Below are 19,182 nucleotides of genomic sequence, written 5' to 3'. Positions count from 1 at the left end.
TTACATGTTGGGATAATTGGGGCCTCCACCGCCCTCCGGCACAACCCAGTTGATGTTCTGGGTCGGGTCCTTGATGTCGCAGGTCTTGCAGTGGACGCAATTCTGGGCGTTGATCACGAACTTCGGATCGCCCTCCTCGACACCCACCACCTCGTAAACACCGGCCGGGCAATAGCGTTGCGCCGGTTCGTCGTACAGCGGCAGGTCGTAGCTGATCGGAACGTCCGGGTCCTTCAGCGTCAGATGGACCGGCTGGTCCTCCTCGTGATTGGTGTTGGACAGGAACACCGACGACAGCCGGTCGAAGGTCAGCACGCCGTCGGGCTTGGGATAGACCGGCGGCTTGACCATGTCCTTGCGCCACAGCGTCTCGTGATCGGGATGGTGACGCATGGTGAACGGCATGCGGATGCCGAAATGCTCCAGCCACATCGTCACGCCGGCAAGGCCCGAGCCGAGGAAGTCGCCGAACTTCTTGACCAGCGGCACGACGTTGCGGACGATCGACAGCTCCTTCTTCACCCACGATTGCTCGAACGCCTCCGGATAGGCGGCGAGTTCGTCGTGCTGGCGCTGCGACAGGATCGCGTCGACCGCGGCCTCGGCGGCCATCATGCCGCTCTTCATCGCGGTATGCGTGCCCTTGATCCGCGGCACGTTGAGGAAGCCGGCGCTGTCGCCGATCAGCGCGCCGCCGGGGAAGACCAGCTTCGGGATCGACTGCAGCCCGCCGTCGCTGATCGCGCGCGCGCCGTAGGAGACGCGCTTGCCGCCCTTGAGCAGCGCCGCGACCTCCGGATGCGTCTTCCACTTCTGCATCTCCTGGAACGGGGAGGTGTAGGGGTTGGAATAGTTGAGCCAGGTAACGAAGCCGAGGCTGACCTGGCCGTTCGCCTGATGGTAGATCCAGCCGCCGCCATTGGCGTCGTCGCCGAGCGGCCAGCCCTGGGTGTGGATGACGCGGCCGGGCTGGTGCAGCGCCGGATCGATGTCCCACAATTCCTTGACGCCGAGGCCGTAGACCTGCGGGTCGCTGTCGCGCGCAAGGTCGAAGGTGCGGATCACCTCCTTGGTCAGATGGCCGCGGCAGCCTTCGGCGAAGAAGGTGTATTTGGCGTGGAGTTCGAGACCGGGCTGATAGTCCGGCTTGTGCGTGCCGTCGCGGGCGACGCCCATGTCGCCGGTGGCGACGCCCATCACCCGGCCCTGGTCGTCGAACAACACCTCCGCCGCGGCGAATCCGGGGAAGATCTCGACACCCAGCTCCTCCGCCTTGCCCCCCAGCCAGCGGCAGAGATTGCCGAGGCTGCCGGTATAGGTGCCCTTGTTGTGCAGGAAGGGTGGCGTCCACAGGTGCGGCAGCACCGTCTTCTTCTTCGCCGACAGCACCCAATGCAGATTCTCGGTCACCGGCACCTCGGCGAGCGGGCAGCCGTCCTCGCGCCAGTCGGGCAGCAGCTCGTCGAGCGTGCGCGGGTCGATCACCGCACCCGACAGGATATGCGCCCCGACCTCCGAGCCCTTCTCCAGCACGCAGACGCTGAGGTCGGCACCCTGTTCGGCGGCGATCTGCTTGAAACGGATCGCGGCGGTCAGGCCGGCGGGGCCGGCGCCGACGATCACCACGTCATAGGGCATCGATTCGCGGTTCGACATCATCTCACTCCCGGGGCCGGCGGCTTTCCGTAACGACAACGATCGCTGACAGCGATCGGGCGCGGGCCGGCAACGTCTTGTCTCCCGAACGCGATCGGACAAGTTGACGAAAACGTCAACCGCGGGAACAAGGCCGCCCGTGGGGGCCGATCAGCATCTCGACTGGATAAGCGCAGCCGCGGCGACGCTGGACTGGTGGCAGGAGGCGGGCGTCGACGTGCTCGTCGACGAGGCACCGCGCGACTGGCTGCACGCGCCGATGCCCGAAGCGCCGGCCTTGCCGCGCCCCGCCCCGGCCGGCAGCGCGCCCGTCGCCGCCCCTGCCCCGCCGCCCGCCGCGACGATGCCCGACGCGCTCGACGCCTTCCTCGCCTGGCGGCTCGGCGAGGCGGTGCCGGAGGCGCGCTGGCACGGGATTTCCGTAGCGTCGAGCGGCCCGGCCGATGCCGCGCTGATGGTGTTGGTCGACTGCCCGGACAAGGACGACGGCGATGCCGGCACGCTGCTCAGCGGCGCCGCCGGCCGGCTGTTCGACCGGATGCTCGCGGCGATCGGCCAGTCGCGGGACACGGTACACCTCGCCGCGGTCTGCGCGCGCCGGCCGACCGCGGGGCGGATGCCGCGCGACGTCGAGGACGAACTCGCCACGATCGCCCGCCACCACATCGCCCTGGTCGGCCCGAAGCGGCTGCTGTTGCTCGGCAATGCGGCGAGCCGTGCGATTCTGTCGGCCGAAATGCCCGGCAGCCGCGGGTCTTTACACCCGTTTAACCATACACGCGGCACGACCGAGGTGGTCGCCAGCTTTCACCCGCGCTTCCTGATCGAGAAGCCGGTGGCGAAGGCGGAGGCCTGGAAGGACCTGCAATTGCTGATCGGGGGATTGTCCGCGTGACCCGCAAGCTGGCGCTAGTGATGGCGATGTCGATGGTGCCGGTGGCGGCACAGGCGAAGGGTGCGGCCGAGGCCTCGCCCGCCGGCGACGCCCGCCTGACGACCCCGATGCGCGGCAGCGAAGCCCTTCCCGCCCAGCTCGATGCGCAACAGCGCGAAGGCTATCGCGCCGTCTTCCAGGCGATCCGCGACGGCCGCTGGCAGGATGCGCAGCTCGGCCTGGACGCGATGAAGCCCGGCCCGCTGCACGCGATCGCACGCGCCGAACTCTATACCGCCAAGGGATCGCCCAGGGTCGAGCTGGAGCCGCTGGTCGCGCTGCTCAACGATGCGCCCGAATTGCCGGAGGCGGCCGATGTGGCGCGGCTGGCGCGGGCGCGCGGCGCAAGCGACCTGCCGCCGCTGCCGGTGGCGCAGCGGCTGATCTGGCAGGACGGTGCGCCGCGCCGGGTCCGCGCCAAGACGACCCGATCGGACGAGATCGCCGCGGCGCTGGCGACGCAGATGCAGCCCTTCGTCAAGGCGGACATGGGCCGCGAGGCGCAGGCGCTGCTCGAATCGACCGGCGGGCTGAGCCCCGAGGCACAGACCGAATGGCAGGCCAAGGTTGCCTGGATGTATTATCTGTCCGGCGACGACGTCAGCACGCGCGCCCTCGCCGCCAAGGCCGGCGACGGCGTCGGCGACTGGGCGGTACAGGGCCGCTGGATGGGCGCGCTCGCCGCCTGGCGGCAGAACGACTGCGCCGCGGCGGAAAGCGGCTTCGAGGGCGTCGCGGCGCGCGCGACCGACATCGACCTGCGCGCGGCGGCGCTGTATTGGGCGGCGCGCGCCGACATGGTCTGCGGCCGGCCCGACAAGGTGCAGCCGCGCCTGCAGTCGGCGGCACAATTTTCCGAAAGCTTCTATGGCCAGCTCGCCCGCCAGGCGCTGCTGATCCGCGACAAGGACAAGCCGGCCGGCGGCGTCGTCGCGGCCGACTGGGCGCGGCTGGAGAAGCGGCCCAATCTGCGCGTCGCGGCGGCGCTGGTCGAGATCGGCGAGACCGATCTTGCCGACGACGTCATCCGCCAGCAGGCGCGGATCGGCGCGCCCGAGGAATTCGGCAGCCTGGTCCGTGTCGCCGAGGCGCTGAGCCTGCCCGCGACGACGGTATGGCTGGCGCACAATTGCCCGCAGGGCGTCACCGCGACGGCCGAGGCGCGCTATCCGACGCCGAACTGGACGCCGGTCAGCGGCTGGCGCGTCGACAAGGCGTTGGTCTATGCCCACACGCTTGAGGAGAGCGGCTTCCGCAGCCGGGTGACCAGCCCGGCGGGCGCCTATGGCCTGATGCAGATCATGCCGGCGGCGGCGACCGATTATTCGCGCGAACAGGGCGTGCCGCTCGACAAGGCGGCGCTCGCCAAGCCGGCGACCAACATGGACATCGGCCAGCGCCATCTGGAGCGGCTGCGCGACATGGCGGGCATCACCGGCGGTCTGCTGCCCAAGGTGATCGCCGCCTATAACGCCGGGCCGAAGCCGGTCGGCGAATGGAACGCCATCGTCCGCGACGGCGGCGATCCGCTGCTCTACATCGAGAGCATCCCCTATTGGGAAACGCGCGGCTACGTCACCACGGTGCTGCGCAATTATTGGATGTACGAGGCGCAGTCGGGTCGAAAGGCACATGCCAGCCGATCGGCGCTGGCGCAGGGCTTGTGGCCGCGCTTTCCGGGCCTGCCCGGTGCGGCGGCGGTGCGCATGGACGCCCGCCCGGCGACCACCGCGATCGCGATCAACGGCAGCGTCTCGCCCCGTTCGACCACGGTGACGACGGCAAAGGACTGATCGGGCCCCGGCATCGCGGTTCGCACCTGGCCGCCTCGTGCAGGTGATTTAGCGCATCCGCTAGAGGATGCCGACGATCGGCGCCTTGAAGCACAAGGGGATGGTGCGGTCGAACAGGCCATGCCTGGCGAATGGTGCGACGCGGCCGCCGGTGAAGGGCACGAACAACGCCGGTCCGAGGGCGCATCGATCCAGGCTTCCGTCGGCGCGTTTGGTCATGCGCAGCAATTGCGTGCTCATATCGGTCGCCCCAATCGGCATCACGATCCGGCCGCCGACCTTCAACTGCTCGATCAACGGCGGAGGCGGCGCCGTGGCGCTCGCGGCGACGATGATACCGTCGAACGGGCCGCGATCTGGCCAGCCTGCAAAGCCATCACCAGCGCGCACGACGACGTTCGAATAGCCCATGCGGTGCAGGCGTGCCGCGGCAGCCCGCGCCAGCGGCGCGACGATCTCGATCGACGATACCCGGGCCGCGACATGCGCGAGCACCGCGGCCTGGTAACCGGAACCGGTGCCGATATCGAGGACGTTGGCGCGACGATCGGCGGGCAGATCGAGCGCAGCCGTCATGACGGCGACCACATAGGGGTCGGAGATGGTCTGGCCGAAACCGATCTGCTGAGGAAGGTCGACATAGGCGGCGGCGCGCCCTTCGACCGGGACGAATTCTTCGCGCGGGATGGTGCCGATGACCGCCAGCGCACGGTCGAGCGCTGGCGTATCGGCGATGGGGTCGCCATCGCGAACGCCTGCCCGGATCTCGGCCACCATGTTGGCGCGCCGTTCAGCCGGCGTAGCGGCGACTTGCGCCTTGGCCAGCGTCGACAAGGCATTGGCGGCGCCGGTCCGTCGTTGCGCGCATGCGGTCGCCAGCAGCGCGACGGCGATGATGGGCAGGTTGAGGCGCATGGGCATCCGGCGCCGTTCGGACAGCCCCGGATCGGCCGCAACAAAACATTTGTTCATGGTCCGCCGTCGCCGGACATGCCCGAAGCGGGAAAGGCCGATCGATGGCCGCGCGTCGCCCCGCCACGATCGTCGGGACTGCGCCCAACCTCCATCGGCGATCACAGCGATGCCGACCGGCGCTGCACGGCCGGGACCTCACACGGGCGGCTTGTCCGATTTCCTGCCGGCGGTATGGTTGCCTGAACGGTGCCGTTCGACGGTGTCGCGGTGAAGGAGTGGGATAATGCTGGGCGGGATGCAGGACTTCGAACTTCGGGTTCCCTCGCTCATCGACCACGCGGCGCGCGAACATCCGACACGGGCGATCGTCAGCCGCTGGGCCGACGGGCGCGAGACGCGCACCGACTGGGCCGGGATCGCGCACGATGCGCGGCGGCTGGCGCAGGCGCTGGAGCGGCTCGGCATCGCGCCGGGCGAACGCGTCGCGACGCTGGCGATGAACCATGCGCACCACCTCGCCGCCTGGTATGGCGTGATCGGCATGGGCGGCGTGATCCACACGATCAATCCGCGGCTGTTCGACGACCAATTGGTCTATATCGCCAACCATGCCGCCGATCGCGTGCTGCTCTACGACCGCGCCTTCCAGCCGATCGTCGACCGGCTGCGGTCCCGCTGGACGACGATCGACCATTATGTCGTCATGGACGGCGACGGCGCCGACGGCTTCGAAGCGTTGCTGGCCGCGGAGAACGGCGACTACGCCTGGCGGACGGGACCGGAGCGCGATCCGTGCATGCTCTGCTACACCAGCGGCACGACCGGCAATCCCAAGGGCGTGCTGTTCACGCATCGCTCCAGTATCCTCCACGCACAACTCGTCGCCTCCCCCGCAGTGCTCGGCCTGACCGCCGGATCGGTGTTGTTGCCGGTGGTGCCGCTGTTCCACGCCGCGGCCTGGGGCACGCCGTTCGCGGCGCCGATCGCCGGCGCGACGCTGGTGATGTCCGCGGTCAACGACGCCGGCGTGCTGTGCGACCTGATGAACCGCGAGCGGGTGACGATCTCGTCGGGGGTGCCGACCGTCTGGCTGGCGATGTTCGCGCACATCGATGCCACCGGGCAGCGGCCCGAGCATCTGCGGCTGGCGACGATCGGCGGCTCGGCGGCACCGCGCGCGATGATCGCGCGGCTGATGGACATGGGGGTCGAGGTCAAGCATCTGTGGGGCATGACCGAGACCTCGCCGGTGGCGACGGTCGCCGCGCCGCCGCCGGGCTTCGCCGACTGGCCGCGGGAGGCGCAGCTCGACCTGCTCGTCCGCCAGGGTCAGGTCCCCTATGGGATCGAGCTGACGATCCGCGACGCCGACGACCGCCCGTTGCCGCGCGACGGCGTCAGCGCGGGGCGGCTGCATATCCGTGGGCCGTGGGTGATCCAGCGCTATTTCGGCGCCGAGCAGGACGCGGTGGATGCCGACGGCTGGTTCGACACCGGCGATGTCGCCATCCTCCATCCCGACGGTACGATGCAGATCACCGATCGGTCGAAGGACGTGATCAAGTCCGGTGGCGAATGGATCAGCTCGGTCGAGCTGGAGAATGCGGCGCTCGGCTGTCCCGGTGTCGCCGAGGCGGCGGCGATCGGTGTGGCGCATCCGAAATGGGACGAACGGCCGCTGCTGCTGGTCGTGCGCAAGCCGGAGGCGGCGGTCGACGCGGCAGCGATCCGCGCGCATCTCGCCGACGTGGTGGCACGGTGGTGGCTGCCCGACGCGATCCTGTTCGTCGACGATCTGCCGCATACCGCCACGGGCAAGCTGCTCAAGACCGCCCTGCGCGACCGCTATCGGGATTTCCGGTTCGACGGCGCCACGCCGGCGTGACCGGCGGCCGGGCGCTTGGCCCGACGCCGGTCAGCTAGCGACGTCAGCCTTCGTTGTCGTCGTTGTCGGGCGCGTGATTGCCATAGCCGGCACCGGATTCCGGTGTCTCGGCACGGTTAGCGTCGGTGCCCTCAGCGCCTTCGCGCTGGCGATCGGCGTCGTTCGGGGTCGGCTGTTCGGGATCGGTCATCATATCGTCCTCCATCCGTGACAGAACCGTTCAGGCCAGCGAAGCGATCCCGAGGCGTCTATCCGGCAGGCGATCAATGGCTCGCCGTCGCGCCCGCGGCGCGCAGGTCGGCATATTTGCGGGTCAGATCGGGCAGGCTGTCGAGCACCCAGGCGGCCATCCTTTGCTCCTCGCCGAGCGACTGTTCGAGCAGGCTGCGCTGGCCGCCGAAGCCGCCGAGCTCGGCGAGCGTCAGCAGACCGGTATAGCTGGCGATCTCGAAATGCTCGAAGGCATGGTTGGCGAAGCTGTTCTTGAGGATCTCGTCCGGGGCGAAGACGTGCGCCAGCGCGGCGAGATTGCCCGAGATGCTGAGGCCGAGATCCTTCAGCGTCGACGGCGTTTCGTCGAAGCCGGTCAGGATCTCGTCGATGCGACTGATCTGCGTCTCCGTCTCGCCGCGGTGACGGCGCAACTGCGCCTCGACTTCCGGATAATTGGCAAGATGGTCGAGCTGCCGGTCGATCAGCGCCAGCGCCTGATGCTCGACGCCATGGGCGTTCTTCAGGCCGGTGACGAACAGCGAGCGGACGACGTCGGTCGGTACGGTGGCCATGCGAGGGTCCTCCTTGGCTGGAATAGGTCTCGGCTCAACGAGCCTTGCCTTGGGAGGATGCAGTAAAAGTGTTTAACCTCAATCAGTTGGTTCGAGCGTAGACGGCGTAGCCGAGCGTCGTGCCGACCCGGCGATAGTGGCTGCGGACCGCGGTGCGGACGAGCGCCACGGTGGCGGGATTGTCGCCGCTGCCGGGGCGGCGCGAGACGATCACCGGCGGGCGCGACGCCAGGATGCGTGCCACCTCCACCTGCGGATCGATGCCGATCGCGCCGCGCTCGCTGATGTTGCCGAGATGTTCGGAGAAGGGGTAACGAGTCGGCAGACACGATCCGCTCGCATTGTAGAAGGCGGGCGGCCCGAGGAAGATGTAGGCGCAGCCCCGCCCGCGGTAACGGTCGATCAGCCGCGCGGACGCGACAACCGCACGCCGCGCCATCGCCGTCTCGCCGCGATGGGGATAGCCCGACAGCCACAGGAACCAGCCGGCGGGAATCGCGAGCAGCGCCGCCGGCGCCCAGGAGCGGCGTACCGCCAGCCCGGCGCCAAGCGCGATCGGCAGCATCAGCGGCATCGCATAATGGACCAGATAGGGCGGGATCGCGAGCCAGCCGAGCAGCGCCGCCGCCAGCCAGCCGGCCAGGAACGGGCGCATCGGCCCGGCGTGGCGCGCGATGCCATATATCGCCACCGCCAGCGGGATGGCGACGATCGTCGCGGTGTTGATCACCCGGCCGCCCACCGGGTCGCTCGGCGTGATGCCGCGCAGGAAGATCGAATCGACATTGGCGAACCACCAGGCCTGGCCGTGGCCGCAGACCGCATAGACGCCATAGGCCAATAGGGTCGGTGCCAGCGCCAGCGCGATCATCGCCGCCGCCTCGCCCGCCAGCGCAAGCAGCGCGCGCCCGCGTCGCCAGTCGCCGAACAGGATGGCGGCGCCGAAGAAGCAGCCCTCGAACACCACGGTCGGCTTGATCTGCAGCGCGACGCCGGCGAGCAGCATCGCCGCCGCCGTCCAGCCGCGCCGCCCGCCGCGCGCCGCCCGCCACGCCGCCCAGGCCGCGGCGGCGACGAGCGGCTCGTAATAGACCGGCGCCTGCCCGCCACGGCCGCCGAGCGAGGCGATCCACAGCATGTAGACCAGCCCGCCGACCAGTCCGCACCAGGGCGATGCGATCCGCGTCAGCCACGTTGCGATCAGCATCGCCGTCCCGGCGACGCAGAGCAGCGCGAGCAGATGATAGGCGACGATCGGATCGCCACCGAATGCCTGCGATCCGGCATAGACGAGGAACAGCCCGATCGGCTTGCGGTCCCAGATGTCGATGTACGGCCAGGCGCCGTCCCACATCCGGCGGGCGACCAGCAGGTACATCTGCTCGTCATAGTCGATCAGCGGATTGCCGACGTCGGGCAGGCGCAGCGCCACGGCGGCAAGGCAGAGGATCAGCCAGGCGCGGCGCAGCGTCATCGCCCGGCCTCTAGCGCGGGATGGTTACCAGCGCGCTAAAACAATTCGCCCTGCGGCCCGGCGGGCGGCCGGAACAGGTCGCAACGCAGCGTCACTCCATGGTTGACGAGGCCATGGCGGCGGCAGGCGATGCGGAAGCGCGTGCGCATCAATTCCGCCCAGGGCCCCTGCCCCTGCATCCGCGTGAAGAAGCCGGGATCGTTGTCGCGGCCGCCGCGCAGCGACTGGATCGTCGCCATCACCTTGCCGGCGCGATCGGGATAATGAGCGTCGAGCCAGGCGCGGAACAACGGCGCGACCTCGTGCGGCAGGCGGACGGGGATGAAGAAGCAGGCGCGTGCCCCCGCCCGCGCCGCCCGCTCGACCAGATGCTCCAGCTCGTGATCGGTGATCGCCGGGATCACCGGCGCGATCGAGACATAGGTCGGCACCCCGGCGTCGGCGAGCGCGCGCACCGCCGCCAGCCGCCGCTCCGGATGCGGCGCGCGCGGCTCGAGCGTGCAGGCGATGACCGGATCGAGCGAGGTGACCGACACCGCCACCGCCGCCAGCCCCTGCGCCGCCATCGGTGCGAGGATGTCGAGGTCGCGGGCGACGCGATCCGATTTGGTGGTGATGGTCAGCGGATGGTGGGTGTCGCGCAACACCTCCAATATGCCGCGGGTGATCCGCCAGTCGCGCTCGATCGGCTGATAGGGATCGGTGTTGGTGCCGAGCGCCATAGGCCGCACCTCGTACTGGCGCTTGGCGAGCTCGGCGCGGAGCAAGGCCGGCGCATCGGGTTTGGCGAACAGGCGGCTTTCGAAGTCGAGCCCCGGCGACAGGTCATGGAAGGCGTGGCTCGGCCGCGCGAAGCAATAGATGCAGCCGTGTTCGCAGCCGCGATAGGGATTGATCGACCGGTCGAAACCGACGTCGGGGGAGGTGTTGCGCGCGATGATCGTGCGCGGATGCTCGACCGTCACCGACGTCGCCAGCGGTGGCGACGCGCCGTCGATATCGGCGCGCGCATCCAGCCAGTCGCCATCCACCTCCGTCTGGGGCAGGTTAAAGCGCGTGCTTTCCCGGTTCCAGGTAGCGCCGCGCACCGGACGTGGCTTGCGTTCGGGCATCGCCGGAGACTAGAAGAAACGTCAGAACATAGCAAGAACGCACGGGAGTAGTGACGTGGCACGACTCAACTATTGCGAACTGCCGGTGGCGGACACCGGCCGCGCCAAGGCCTTCTATGGGGCGGCCTTCGGGTGGGAGATCATGGACTTCGGGCCGAGCTACGCCGCGACGACGAGCGGCGATACCGATCTCGGCTTCCAAGCGGACGAGGCCGAAAAGACCGCATCGGTGCTACCGGTGATCGCGGTCGACGATCTCAATGCCGCATTGGCGGCGGTGGAGAAGGCCGGCGGGCGGATCGCCAAGCCCATCTTCGCCTTCCCCGGCGGCCGGCGCTTCCACTTCTTCGATCCGGACGGGCACGAACTCGCCGTCGTCCAGACCGACTGACGCGCGCTACCGCTCGGTCAGCCGCGGCATCAGTTCCACGAAGTTGCACGGGCGGTGGCGGCTGTCGAGCTGGTCCTTGAGGATGCCGTCCCAGCCGTCCTTCACCGCCCCGGTGGAGCCGGGCAGCGCGAAGACATAGGTGCCGCGCGCGACGCAGGCGCAGGCGCGCGACTGGACGGTCGAGGTGCCGATTTTGGCATAGCTGAGCCAGCGGAACAGTTCGCCGAAGCCGGGGATCATCTTGTCCGCGACACGCTCGACTGCCTCGGGGGTGACGTCGCGGCCGGTGACGCCGGTGCCGCCGGTGGTGACGATACAGTCGACGGCGGGATCGTCGATCCAGCGGTCGAGCTGCGCCGCGATCGCGTCGACGTCGTCGCGCAGGATCACCCGATCGGCGAGGACGTGCCCCGAGTCGGCGATCCGCGCCACCAACGTGTCGCCGGAGCGGTCGTCGGCGAGGCCGCGCGTGTCGGAGACGGTGAGCACCGCGATACGGACGGGCAGGAACGGCAGGGCGGCGTCGATCGGCATCGGATCAGCCCACCGAGCGCAGCTGCGAGGCGGCGCGGTCGAGCGCGACCTCGGTGATGCCGGGAATCGCCTCGATCGCGGCGACCAGTTCGAGGTCGAGCAGGAAGTCGCGGCCGAGCAGCAGCTTCGCCTCGCCGCCCTCCATCGGCAGCCGCACGCGCACCTCGCCGCGCGCGCCGCGCTGCGGCCCGAGCAGTTCGGCGAGGCGGCCAAGCGCCGCCGCATCCGCGACCCGTGCCTCAATGATGAAGCGCGCGTGGGTCGCCAGGCTCTCGAACGGCTGGATGCGCTTGACCGAGACGCGCGGCGTCTCCTCGCCCGGCCGCCGGTCGAGCTCGACGGTGATCAGCCCGCAGCCACCCTCGCGCGCCGCCTCTTCCAGATCGGCGGCGACGCCATCGTCGAAACAGGTCGCCATGAACTGGCCGCTCGCGTCGGACAGCGTCGCCATCATATAGCGCTTGCCGCGCGCCGACGTGCGCCAGCGCGCCTCCTCGACCAGCACCGCCATGGTCGCGCCGGCGCGCGTGCCGTCTTCCGGAATGCGCAATTCGGTCAGCGCGACATATTGCCGCGCGCCGTGCATCCGCGCGAGATGGGCGTGGCGGTCGACCGGATGCGCGGAGAAATAGAAGCCGAACGCCTCCTTCTCCTGCTCCATCGCCTGCGCCATCGACCAGCGCAGGTTCGCCGGCAGCTTGATCGTGTCGCCGGCGACGTCGTCCGCACCGAACAGGCCGCCCTGACCGCTGGTCCGCCCGGCATGGGTATGCGCGGCGAGGCCGAGGATGGTTTCCGCCACCGCATGGACCGCCGCGCGGTTCGGCTCGATCGAGTCGAAGGCGCCGGCGGCGGCGAGCGTTTCGAGCTGGCGCTTGTTGATCAGCCGCGGATCGACCCGCTCGGCGAGGTCGTCGAGGCTCTTGAACGGTCCTGCCGCTTCGCGTTCGGCGACGAGCTTTTCCATCGCGCCCTCGCCGACCGACTTGAGCGCACCGAGAGCATAGCGGACCGCAAGGCCCCGCTCCTCGCCCTCGCCGACCTCCTGCACGTCGAATTCCGCCTCGCTGGCGTTGATGTCCGGGCCGACCACGGTGACGCCGAGGCGGCGCATGTCGTCGACGAAGATGCTCAGCTTGTCCGTCAAGGCCATGTCGTAGCACATCGACGCGGCGAAGAATTCGTGCGGGTGATGCGCCTTCAGCCAGGCGGTCTGATAGGCGAGCAACGCATAAGCCGCCGCGTGGCTCTTGTTGAAGCCATAGCCGGCGAACTTGTCGATCAGGTCGAACAGCTGGTTGGCATAGTCCTTCTTGATGCCGTTATGCTTGGCGCAGCCCTCGACGAAGGTGGCGCGCTGGGCGTCCATCTCCGCCTTGATCTTCTTGCCCATCGCGCGGCGCAGCAGGTCGGCGCCGCCGAGGCTGTAGCCGGCGAGCACCTGCGCCGCCTGCATCACCTGTTCCTGATAGACGAAGATCCCGTAGGTCTCCTTCAGGATCGGCTCGAGCAAGGGATGCGGATAGGTCAGCTCTTCCGTGCCCTGCTTGCGGCGGCCGAAGGACGGGATGTTATCCATCGGGCCGGGGCGGTAGAGCGAGACGAGCGCAACGATGTCGCCGAAATTGGTCGGGCGGACCGCCGACAGCGTGCGCCGCATGCCCTCCGATTCGAGCTGGAAGACGCCGACGGTGTCGCCCTTCTGCAGCAGCTTGTAGACGCCCTCATCGTCCCAGGTCAGCGCGTCGAGGTCGACCGCGATGCCGCGCTTGGCGAGCAGCTGCACCGCCTTCTTGAGCACCGACAGCGTTTTCAGGCCGAGGAAGTCGAACTTCACCAGCCCCGCGCCCTCGACATATTTCATGTCGAACTGCGTCACCGGCATGTCCGAGCGCGGATCGCGATAGAGCGGCACCAGCTGCGCGAGCGGCCGGTCGCCGATCACCACGCCGGCGGCGTGGGTCGACGAATGGCGCGGCAGCCCCTCCAGCTTGGTGGCGAGGTCGAGCAGGCGGCGGACCTGATTGTCGTTGGCGTATTCCTTCGCCAGCTCGGGCACGCCGTTGAGCGCGCGCTTCAGGTCCCAGGGATCGGTGGGATGATTGGGGACGAGCTTGGCGAGCCGGTCGACCTGGCCATAGCTCATCTGCAGCACGCGGCCGGTGTCCTTGAGCACCGCGCGCGCCTTCAGCTTACCGAAGGTGATGATCTGCGCGACCTGATCGCGGCCGTATTTCTCCTGCACGTAGCGGATCACCTCGCCACGCCGGGTTTCGCAGAAGTCGATGTCGAAGTCGGGCATCGACACGCGTTCCGGGTTGAGGAAGCGTTCGAACAGCAGACCGAGCTTGATCGGATCGAGATCGGTGATGGTCAGCGCCCAGGCGACCGCGCTGCCTGCGCCCGAGCCGCGGCCCGGCCCCACGGGAATGTCGTGATCCTTCGCCCATTTGATGAAATCCGCGACGATCAGGAAATAGCCGGGGAAACCCATCTGGACGATGACGTCGATCTCGAAGTCGAGCCGCTCGAAATACTCCGGGAAGCGGCTGCGGAGATAGTCGGGGGTGACGTCGTCGACGGCGGCCGAGGTTGCGGGGCCGACCGGCGCGGCAGCCGCACTTTCCGCCACGGTGCCGAGCGGCACCTCCGCCACCGCGACGCCGCGCTCGACCTCGACGATCCGGCGCAACCGCGCCTCCAGCCCGGCGTGGGCATCGCGGCGCAGCATCATCGCCTCGCCCTCGCGGTCGCCGGCGAGGCTGGGCAGGATCGGCTTGCGCTTCGGCGCCGCCACCGCGCAGCGCTGCGCGACGAGCAAGGTATTGTCGATCGCCTCGGGCAGGTCGGCGAACAGCTCGCGCATCGCCGCCGCCGGCTTCAGCCAGGCGTCGGGCGAGGATTTCGGCCGGTCGTCGCTTTCGACATAGGTGGAATGGGCGATGCACAGCATCGCGTCATGCGCGTCGAGAAAGCCGCTGTCGGCGAAGCAGCAGGGATTGGTCGCGACCAGCGGCAGGTCGCGGGCATAGGCAAGGTCGATCAGTGCCTGCTCCGCCGCCTCTTCGACCGGGTCGCCGCGGCGGGCGAGCTCGACGAACAACCGATCGCCGAACAGCGCCTGCAGCCGGTCGCAATAGGCCTCCGCCCGCGCCGGCTGGCCCTCGGCGAACAGCCGCGCCAGCGTCCCCTCGCCCGCGGCGGTCAGCGCGACCAGCCCGTCGGTACGGCCGGTCAAAGCGGCGAAATCGACGTGCGCCGGCTGTTCGACCGGGCGGTCGAGATGCGCCAGGCTGACCAGGGCGCAGAGATTGTCGTAGCCGGTCGCATCCTGCGCATAGAGCGCCAGCCAGTCGAGCGGCGCGGCCACCCCCTCCGGCATGTCGGGCCGCGCGACGCACAGCATCGTGCCGATCACCGGCTGCACGCCGTCCTTCTTGGCCGCGTCGGAAAAGGCCATGGCGGCATAGAGGCCGTTGCGGTCGGTGAGGCCCGCGGCGGGGAATTGCAGCGCCTTGGCCTGTTTGGCGATCGCCTTCGGCTCGATCGCGCCATCCAGCATCGTGTAGGACGAAAAGATACGGAGCGGTACGAACCCGGAATGCATCGCGCCCATGTAGCGGATGGGGGGCGATTCGAACAGGGACGGCGCGGAACCGGCGGTGGATAACTCCGTTGCGTCAGAAACGGAGGGATCGAACATGACCGACGCGCGCAGCTTCACCAACCCGCTCGCCACCGGCTCCGCCGGCGCCGGCTGGGGATGGATTCTCGCTTATGGTGTGGTGTCCGCTCTACTGGGCCTCGCCGCCTTCGCCTGGCCGTTCGCCGCGACGCTGGCGGCAACGCTGGTGATCGGCGCCTTCTTCATCGCGGCGGGCATCGTCTCGATCGGCGCCGGCATCTTCGGCAAGGGGCATGAAGGCCGCGGCTATGCGATCGGTTTCGGCCTGCTGTCGCTGATCGTCGGACTGCTGATGGCGTTCGAGCCGGCGACCGGCGCCTTCTCGCTGACGCTGATGGTCGCCATCTGGCTTGGGGTGCGCGGCGCGATGGAGATCGGGCTGGGCGCGCGCTTTCGCCGCGGGCGTGGGCTGATGATCGCGCTCGGCGTCATCAACATCCTGCTCGCCGTCTACGTGCTGATGACCTTGCCCTGGTCGGCGCTGACGCTGCCCGGCTTCATTCTGGGCATCAGCTTCCTGTTCGGCGGCGTGACCTCGATCGCCGCGGCACTGAACCACCGCAAGGGCGCCCCCGCCTTCGCCACGCCGGCGGTGTGAGTCGCTAGAGCAGCGCCTCAATGTCCGCCGCCAGCGCCTCCGGCTTGGTGGTCGGGGCATAGCGGCGGACGACCTTGCCGGACCGGTCGACGAGGAACTTGGTGAAGTTCCACTTGATCGCTTGCGAGCCGAGCAGTCCCGGCGCGGCCGCCTTGAGCCGATCGAACAGCGGATCGGCGGCGGCGCCGTTGACGTCGATCTTGGCGAAGACCGGGAAGGTCACATCGTAGGTCAGCGAACAGAAGCTGGCGATCTCCGCCGCATCGCCCGGCTCCTGGCTGCCGAATTGGTTGCACGGGAAGGCGAGCACCGCGAAGCCGCGGTCGGCATAGCGGCGGTAGAGCGCCTCCAGGCCTTCATATTGCGGAGTGAAGCCGCATTGCGAGGCGGTGTTGACGATCAGCAGCACCTGCCCGGCCCATCGGTCGAGCGCCACTGGCGCGCCGTCGGCGCCGCGGATGGAAAGGTCGGTGATGGTCGTCATCCGTCGTGCCTCGCCAGCAAATATTGGAGGTTCGCTTTTACCCCCGGCCATTCACGGTCGAGGATCGAATAGACGATGGTGTCGCGCAGCCGCCCGTCCGCCATCTGCTGATGGCCACGCAGCACGCCGTCCTTCTTGGCGCCGAGCCGCTCGATCGCCCGCTGACTACGGAGATTGAGCGCGTCGGTGCGGATCTGCACGCACTGGCAGTCGAGCGTCTCGAAGGCGTGGCTCAGCAGCAGCCGTTTGGCCTCGGTATTGACGCCGGTGCGCTGCACCGCCTTGGCGTAGAAGGTGCCGCCGATTTCCAGCCGGCGGTGGCCCGGGTTCATCCGCATCAGCCGGGTCGTGCCGACCAGCTGCCCGTCGGGCGTCTCCACCGCGAACAGGCGGGCGCGGCCATAATCCTTTTCCGCCGACGCCGCCGCCCACCAGCGGTCCGGCGTCTTCATCATCGCGACGTTGGCGTAGAAGATGTCCCACAGGTCGCCGACGCGCGCGACCTCGACCAGCGCCGGCAAATCGCCCTCGACCAGCGGGCGCAGCGTGACATGGCGACCGACCAGGGTCGGCGTGTCACGCCAACCGGTCACGATAAGACGCCGTCGTGCAGGCGGACGACGCGATCCATCTTCTGCGCCAGCCGCTCGTTATGCGTCGCGATCAGCGCCGCCGAGCCCTCGCCGCGGACCAGCCGCAGGAATTCGGCGAGGACGACATCGGCAGTCGATTCGTCCAGATTGCCGGTCGGCTCGTCGGCCAGCACCAGCATTGGCCGGTTGGCGAGCGCGCGGGCGACGGCGACGCGCTGCTGCTCGCCGCCCGACAATTGGCTCGGCCGATGGGTCAGGCGGTGGCCGAGGCCGAGCGCGGTCAGCAGCCCGGCGGCGCGCGTCTCCGCCGCACTCCGCTCGGCACCCTGGATCAGCTGCGGCAGCACGACATTCTCGGTGGCGTTGAAGTCGGGCAGCAAATGGTGGAATTGATAGACGAAGCCCAAACGGTCGCGGCGCATCACGGTGCGGCCGTGCGCGTCGAGGCTCGCCGCCTCCTCGCCGCCGATGCGGATCGAGCCTTCGAACCCGCCTTCGAGCAGGCCGACCGCCTGCAGCAGGGTGGACTTGCCCGATCCCGACGGCCCGACCAGCGCGACGATCTCGCCGGGGCCGACCGACAGCTCGACGCCGCGCAGCACGTGGATCGTGTGGCCGCCCTGGGTGAAGCTGCGCGTCAGGCCGCGGGTCTGGAGGACGGCGTCATTCATAGCGCAGCACCTGGACGGGGTCGGTGCTCGCCGCCTTCCATGCCGGATAGAGGGTGGCGAGGAAGCTGAAGCCCAATGCCATCACGGTGATGACGACGATCTCGACCGGATCGGGCTTGGACGGCAGTTCCGTCAGATAGCGGATCGACGGGTCCCACAGATTCTGGCCGGTGACGAACTGGACGAAGTTCACCACCGCCTGGCGGTAGAACAGGAACACCGCGCCGAGGATCAGGCCCGCCACCGTGCCGAGCGCGCCGATGATCGTGCCGACGGTGACGAAGATGCGCATCATCCCGGCCCGCGTCGCGCCCATGGTGCGCAGGATCGCGATGTCGCGCGTCTTGGCGCGGACCAGCATGATCAGGCTGGACAGGATGTTGAACACTGCGACCAGAATGATGATCGACAGCACGGTGAACATCGCGACGCGCTCGACCTCCAGTGCCTGAAACAGCTGCGCATTCATCGACCGCCAGTCCTGAATGATCGCACCGGGTGGCAGCTTGTCGGCGAGCGGCGCGAGGATCGGCCCGACCCGATCGGCATCGACGGTCTGCAATTCGATCATGCCGATCGCATCGCCCATCAGCAGCAGCGTCTGCGCATCCTGGATCGGCATCATCACGAACTGCTTGTCGTAATCGTACAGGCCGATCTCGAAGATCGCCCCGACCCGATAATTGACGATCCGCGGCACCGTTCCGAACGGCGTCGTCTGTCCCTGCGGATTGAACAGCTGGATTTCGCTGCCGACGGTCGCGCCCAGCGCCTCGGCGAGGCGGGAGCCGATCGCGATCCGCCCGCTGCCCGGCGTGACCGAGGCGAGCGAACCCATCACGATCTTCTTGCCGATCACGTCCTGCACGTCGTTCATCCGCACGCCGCGGACCAGCACCGCCTCGGCACGGCCATTGTAGGTCGCGGCAAGCGGCTGTTCGATCAGCGGCACGGCGCTGGTCACGCCGGGGGTCGCACGCGCCTGGCGGACGATGTCCTGCCAGTCGGGGAGGCGACCGCCGACGCTCTGGATCACGGCGTGGCCATTGAGCCCGACGATCTTGTCGAACAGCTCTGCCCGGAAACCGTTCATCACGCTCATCACGATGACGAGCGCGGCGACGCCGAGCATCACCGCGACGAGGCTGATCGAGGCGACGAGGAAGATGAACGCCTCGCCCTTGCCCGGCAGCAGGTAGCGACGGGCGATCATCCGTTCATAGCGCGAGAGGATCATGGCGCGAGCCTGTAAGCGGGCCCAGCGGTGCGCGCAACGAGATGTTGCGGAATCGTCACAGGGCAGGCGCAATCGTGATGCGGACGTGACATAGCCGATGACAAAGGCCGGCCCATGCCATAGCAGAAACTCATCTGAGACACAGGCAACGGCCGTGGTTCGGGGACGACATCGGGACGACGCAGCGAACACGCGCGATCGGCCTGACGACCAAGGGGGCTGACGAGTTTCTCGTCACGCAGGCGCCCGGATCGGCAACGGTCCGGGCGTTTGCCGTTGAAAGGCCGCCCTCCCCTCCCCGCCGCGGCCGAGCCGGGCAAAGGGCGGGAGCTTCCAAATCGCGCCCCTTGTCCGGCTGATCCGGATTAGCCGATCCATTCTGAACGATCGCCTAACGTGGCCCAATCTTTGTATTTTCCGGCGGCATCGGCCGAG

Annotated in this window: 17 protein-coding genes; 5 read left to right on the top strand and 12 right to left on the bottom strand. The window is 68.7% G+C overall.

Features of this window, described 5'->3' with window-relative positions:
* On the bottom strand, positions 1 to 1,656 hold the full coding sequence (locus tag D9601_RS05545) for an electron transfer flavoprotein-ubiquinone oxidoreductase (RefSeq protein WP_198353404.1): 1,656 nt from the start codon (positions 1,654 to 1,656) through the stop codon (positions 1 to 3).
* Positions 1,657 to 1,795: 139 nt separating this feature from the next.
* Here D9601_RS05545 and D9601_RS05540 point away from each other — a divergent pair, with 139 nt between their 5' ends.
* Together D9601_RS05540 and D9601_RS05535 are read left to right on the top strand one after the other, a co-directional pair.
* Positions 1,796 to 2,551 carry a uracil-DNA glycosylase gene (locus D9601_RS05540; protein WP_198352865.1) on the top strand — a complete coding sequence of 252 codons (756 nt, stop codon included), beginning with the start codon at positions 1,796 to 1,798 and terminating at the stop codon, positions 2,549 to 2,551.
* A gap of 26 nt (positions 2,552 to 2,577) precedes the next feature.
* Positions 2,578 to 4,383, top strand: coding sequence for a lytic transglycosylase domain-containing protein (locus D9601_RS05535; RefSeq protein WP_232473971.1), 1,806 nt, complete (start codon positions 2,578 to 2,580; stop codon positions 4,381 to 4,383).
* A gap of 60 nt (positions 4,384 to 4,443) precedes the next feature.
* Here the strand turns inward: D9601_RS05535 and D9601_RS05530 are convergent, their stop codons facing one another.
* A complete protein-coding gene (locus D9601_RS05530; protein WP_232473825.1) occupies positions 4,444 to 5,304 on the bottom strand; it encodes a protein-L-isoaspartate(D-aspartate) O-methyltransferase in 861 nt (286 codons plus the stop codon).
* Between the two features lie 277 nt (positions 5,305 to 5,581).
* On the opposite strand from D9601_RS05530, the gene D9601_RS05525 reads away from it, so the two are divergent.
* A complete protein-coding gene (locus D9601_RS05525; RefSeq protein ID WP_198352863.1) occupies positions 5,582 to 7,183 on the top strand; it encodes a long-chain fatty acid--CoA ligase in 1,602 nt (533 codons plus the stop codon).
* Between the two features lie 43 nt (positions 7,184 to 7,226).
* Here D9601_RS05525 and D9601_RS05520 read toward each other — a convergent pair whose 3' ends face one another.
* The 4 genes from D9601_RS05520 to D9601_RS05505 form a co-directional block, all read right to left on the bottom strand.
* The gene (locus D9601_RS05520) at positions 7,227 to 7,376 is read right to left on the bottom strand and encodes a hypothetical protein (RefSeq protein WP_198352862.1); all 150 of its coding nucleotides are present in this window, start codon (positions 7,374 to 7,376) and stop codon (positions 7,227 to 7,229) included.
* 70 nt (positions 7,377 to 7,446) lie between these two features.
* Entirely contained in the window at positions 7,447 to 7,968 is a 522-nt protein-coding gene (locus D9601_RS05515) for a ferritin-like domain-containing protein (protein ID WP_198352861.1), read from the bottom strand.
* Between the two features lie 82 nt (positions 7,969 to 8,050).
* Positions 8,051 to 9,442: an ArnT family glycosyltransferase gene (locus D9601_RS05510; RefSeq protein WP_198352860.1), complete on the bottom strand. Its 1,392-nt coding sequence runs from the start codon at positions 9,440 to 9,442 to the stop codon at positions 8,051 to 8,053.
* 35 nt (positions 9,443 to 9,477) lie between these two features.
* Positions 9,478 to 10,554: a PA0069 family radical SAM protein gene (locus tag D9601_RS05505; protein ID WP_198352859.1), complete on the bottom strand. Its 1,077-nt coding sequence runs from the start codon at positions 10,552 to 10,554 to the stop codon at positions 9,478 to 9,480.
* 55 nt (positions 10,555 to 10,609) lie between these two features.
* On the opposite strand from D9601_RS05505, the gene D9601_RS05500 reads away from it, so the two are divergent.
* Positions 10,610 to 10,945 carry a VOC family protein gene (locus D9601_RS05500; protein WP_198352858.1) on the top strand — a complete coding sequence of 112 codons (336 nt, stop codon included), beginning with the start codon at positions 10,610 to 10,612 and terminating at the stop codon, positions 10,943 to 10,945.
* A 6-nt stretch (positions 10,946 to 10,951) separates the two neighbouring features.
* Here the strand turns inward: D9601_RS05500 and moaB are convergent, their stop codons facing one another.
* Entirely contained in the window at positions 10,952 to 11,479 is a 528-nt protein-coding gene (gene moaB, locus D9601_RS05495) for a molybdenum cofactor biosynthesis protein B (protein ID WP_198352857.1), read from the bottom strand.
* A 4-nt stretch (positions 11,480 to 11,483) separates the two neighbouring features.
* Positions 11,484 to 15,086, bottom strand: a complete 3,603-nt coding sequence (dnaE, locus tag D9601_RS05490) for a DNA polymerase III subunit alpha (RefSeq protein WP_198352856.1) — start codon at positions 15,084 to 15,086, stop codon at positions 11,484 to 11,486.
* 94 nt (positions 15,087 to 15,180) lie between these two features.
* On the opposite strand from dnaE, the gene D9601_RS05485 reads away from it, so the two are divergent.
* Positions 15,181 to 15,762 (top strand): HdeD family acid-resistance protein, encoded by a 582-nt coding sequence (locus D9601_RS05485; RefSeq protein WP_198352855.1) that lies wholly within the window; start codon positions 15,181 to 15,183, stop codon positions 15,760 to 15,762.
* Between the two features lie 4 nt (positions 15,763 to 15,766).
* Here D9601_RS05485 and D9601_RS05480 read toward each other — a convergent pair whose 3' ends face one another.
* From D9601_RS05480 to D9601_RS05465, 4 genes are read right to left on the bottom strand one after another with little or no spacing between them, the layout of a single operon-like run.
* Positions 15,767 to 16,246: a glutathione peroxidase gene (locus D9601_RS05480; protein ID WP_198352854.1), complete on the bottom strand. Its 480-nt coding sequence runs from the start codon at positions 16,244 to 16,246 to the stop codon at positions 15,767 to 15,769.
* A complete protein-coding gene (locus tag D9601_RS05475) occupies positions 16,243 to 16,839 on the bottom strand; it encodes a GNAT family N-acetyltransferase (RefSeq protein WP_198352853.1) in 597 nt (198 codons plus the stop codon). Before D9601_RS05475 ends, D9601_RS05480 begins: the two co-directional genes overlap by 4 nt.
* Positions 16,836 to 17,510, bottom strand: a complete 675-nt coding sequence (locus D9601_RS05470) for an ABC transporter ATP-binding protein (RefSeq protein WP_198352852.1) — start codon at positions 17,508 to 17,510, stop codon at positions 16,836 to 16,838. The genes D9601_RS05475 and D9601_RS05470 overlap by 4 nt, the downstream gene beginning before the upstream one ends.
* Positions 17,503 to 18,747, bottom strand: coding sequence for a lipoprotein-releasing ABC transporter permease subunit (locus D9601_RS05465; RefSeq protein ID WP_198352851.1), 1,245 nt, complete (start codon positions 18,745 to 18,747; stop codon positions 17,503 to 17,505). The genes D9601_RS05470 and D9601_RS05465 overlap by 8 nt, the downstream gene beginning before the upstream one ends.
* Between the last annotated feature and the right edge of the window lie 435 nt (positions 18,748 to 19,182).

This window comes from Sphingomonas sp. MA1305 (assembly GCF_016107325.1).
GTDB lineage: Bacteria > Pseudomonadota > Alphaproteobacteria > Sphingomonadales > Sphingomonadaceae > Sphingomonas.
Note: the sequence above shows the minus strand (reverse complement) of the source record. Positions and strands in the feature narration are given on the sequence as shown.

What these genes read in the sequence shown, in the direction of transcription:
- D9601_RS05545 (WP_198353404.1), bottom strand. Translation starts at nt 1,656, where the DNA reads ATGTCGAACCGCGAATCGATGCCCTATGACGTGGTGATCGTCGGCGCC.
- D9601_RS05535 (WP_232473971.1), top strand. Translation starts at nt 2,578, where the DNA reads ATGTCGATGGTGCCGGTGGCGGCACAGGCGAAGGGTGCGGCCGAGGCC.
- D9601_RS05530 (WP_232473825.1), bottom strand. Translation starts at nt 5,304, where the DNA reads ATGCCCATGCGCCTCAACCTGCCCATCATCGCCGTCGCGCTGCTGGCG.
- D9601_RS05525 (WP_198352863.1), top strand. Translation starts at nt 5,582, where the DNA reads ATGCTGGGCGGGATGCAGGACTTCGAACTTCGGGTTCCCTCGCTCATC.
- D9601_RS05520 (WP_198352862.1), bottom strand. Translation starts at nt 7,376, where the DNA reads ATGATGACCGATCCCGAACAGCCGACCCCGAACGACGCCGATCGCCAG.
- D9601_RS05515 (WP_198352861.1), bottom strand. Translation starts at nt 7,968, where the DNA reads ATGGCCACCGTACCGACCGACGTCGTCCGCTCGCTGTTCGTCACCGGC.
- D9601_RS05510 (WP_198352860.1), bottom strand. Translation starts at nt 9,442, where the DNA reads ATGACGCTGCGCCGCGCCTGGCTGATCCTCTGCCTTGCCGCCGTGGCG.
- D9601_RS05505 (WP_198352859.1), bottom strand. Translation starts at nt 10,554, where the DNA reads ATGCCCGAACGCAAGCCACGTCCGGTGCGCGGCGCTACCTGGAACCGG.
- moaB (WP_198352857.1), bottom strand. Translation starts at nt 11,479, where the DNA reads ATGCCGATCGACGCCGCCCTGCCGTTCCTGCCCGTCCGTATCGCGGTG.
- dnaE (WP_198352856.1), bottom strand. Translation starts at nt 15,086, where the DNA reads ATGCATTCCGGGTTCGTACCGCTCCGTATCTTTTCGTCCTACACGATG.
- D9601_RS05485 (WP_198352855.1), top strand. Translation starts at nt 15,181, where the DNA reads ATGACCGACGCGCGCAGCTTCACCAACCCGCTCGCCACCGGCTCCGCC.
- D9601_RS05480 (WP_198352854.1), bottom strand. Translation starts at nt 16,246, where the DNA reads ATGACGACCATCACCGACCTTTCCATCCGCGGCGCCGACGGCGCGCCA.
- D9601_RS05470 (WP_198352852.1), bottom strand. Translation starts at nt 17,510, where the DNA reads ATGAATGACGCCGTCCTCCAGACCCGCGGCCTGACGCGCAGCTTCACC.
- D9601_RS05465 (WP_198352851.1), bottom strand. Translation starts at nt 18,747, where the DNA reads ATGATCCTCTCGCGCTATGAACGGATGATCGCCCGTCGCTACCTGCTG.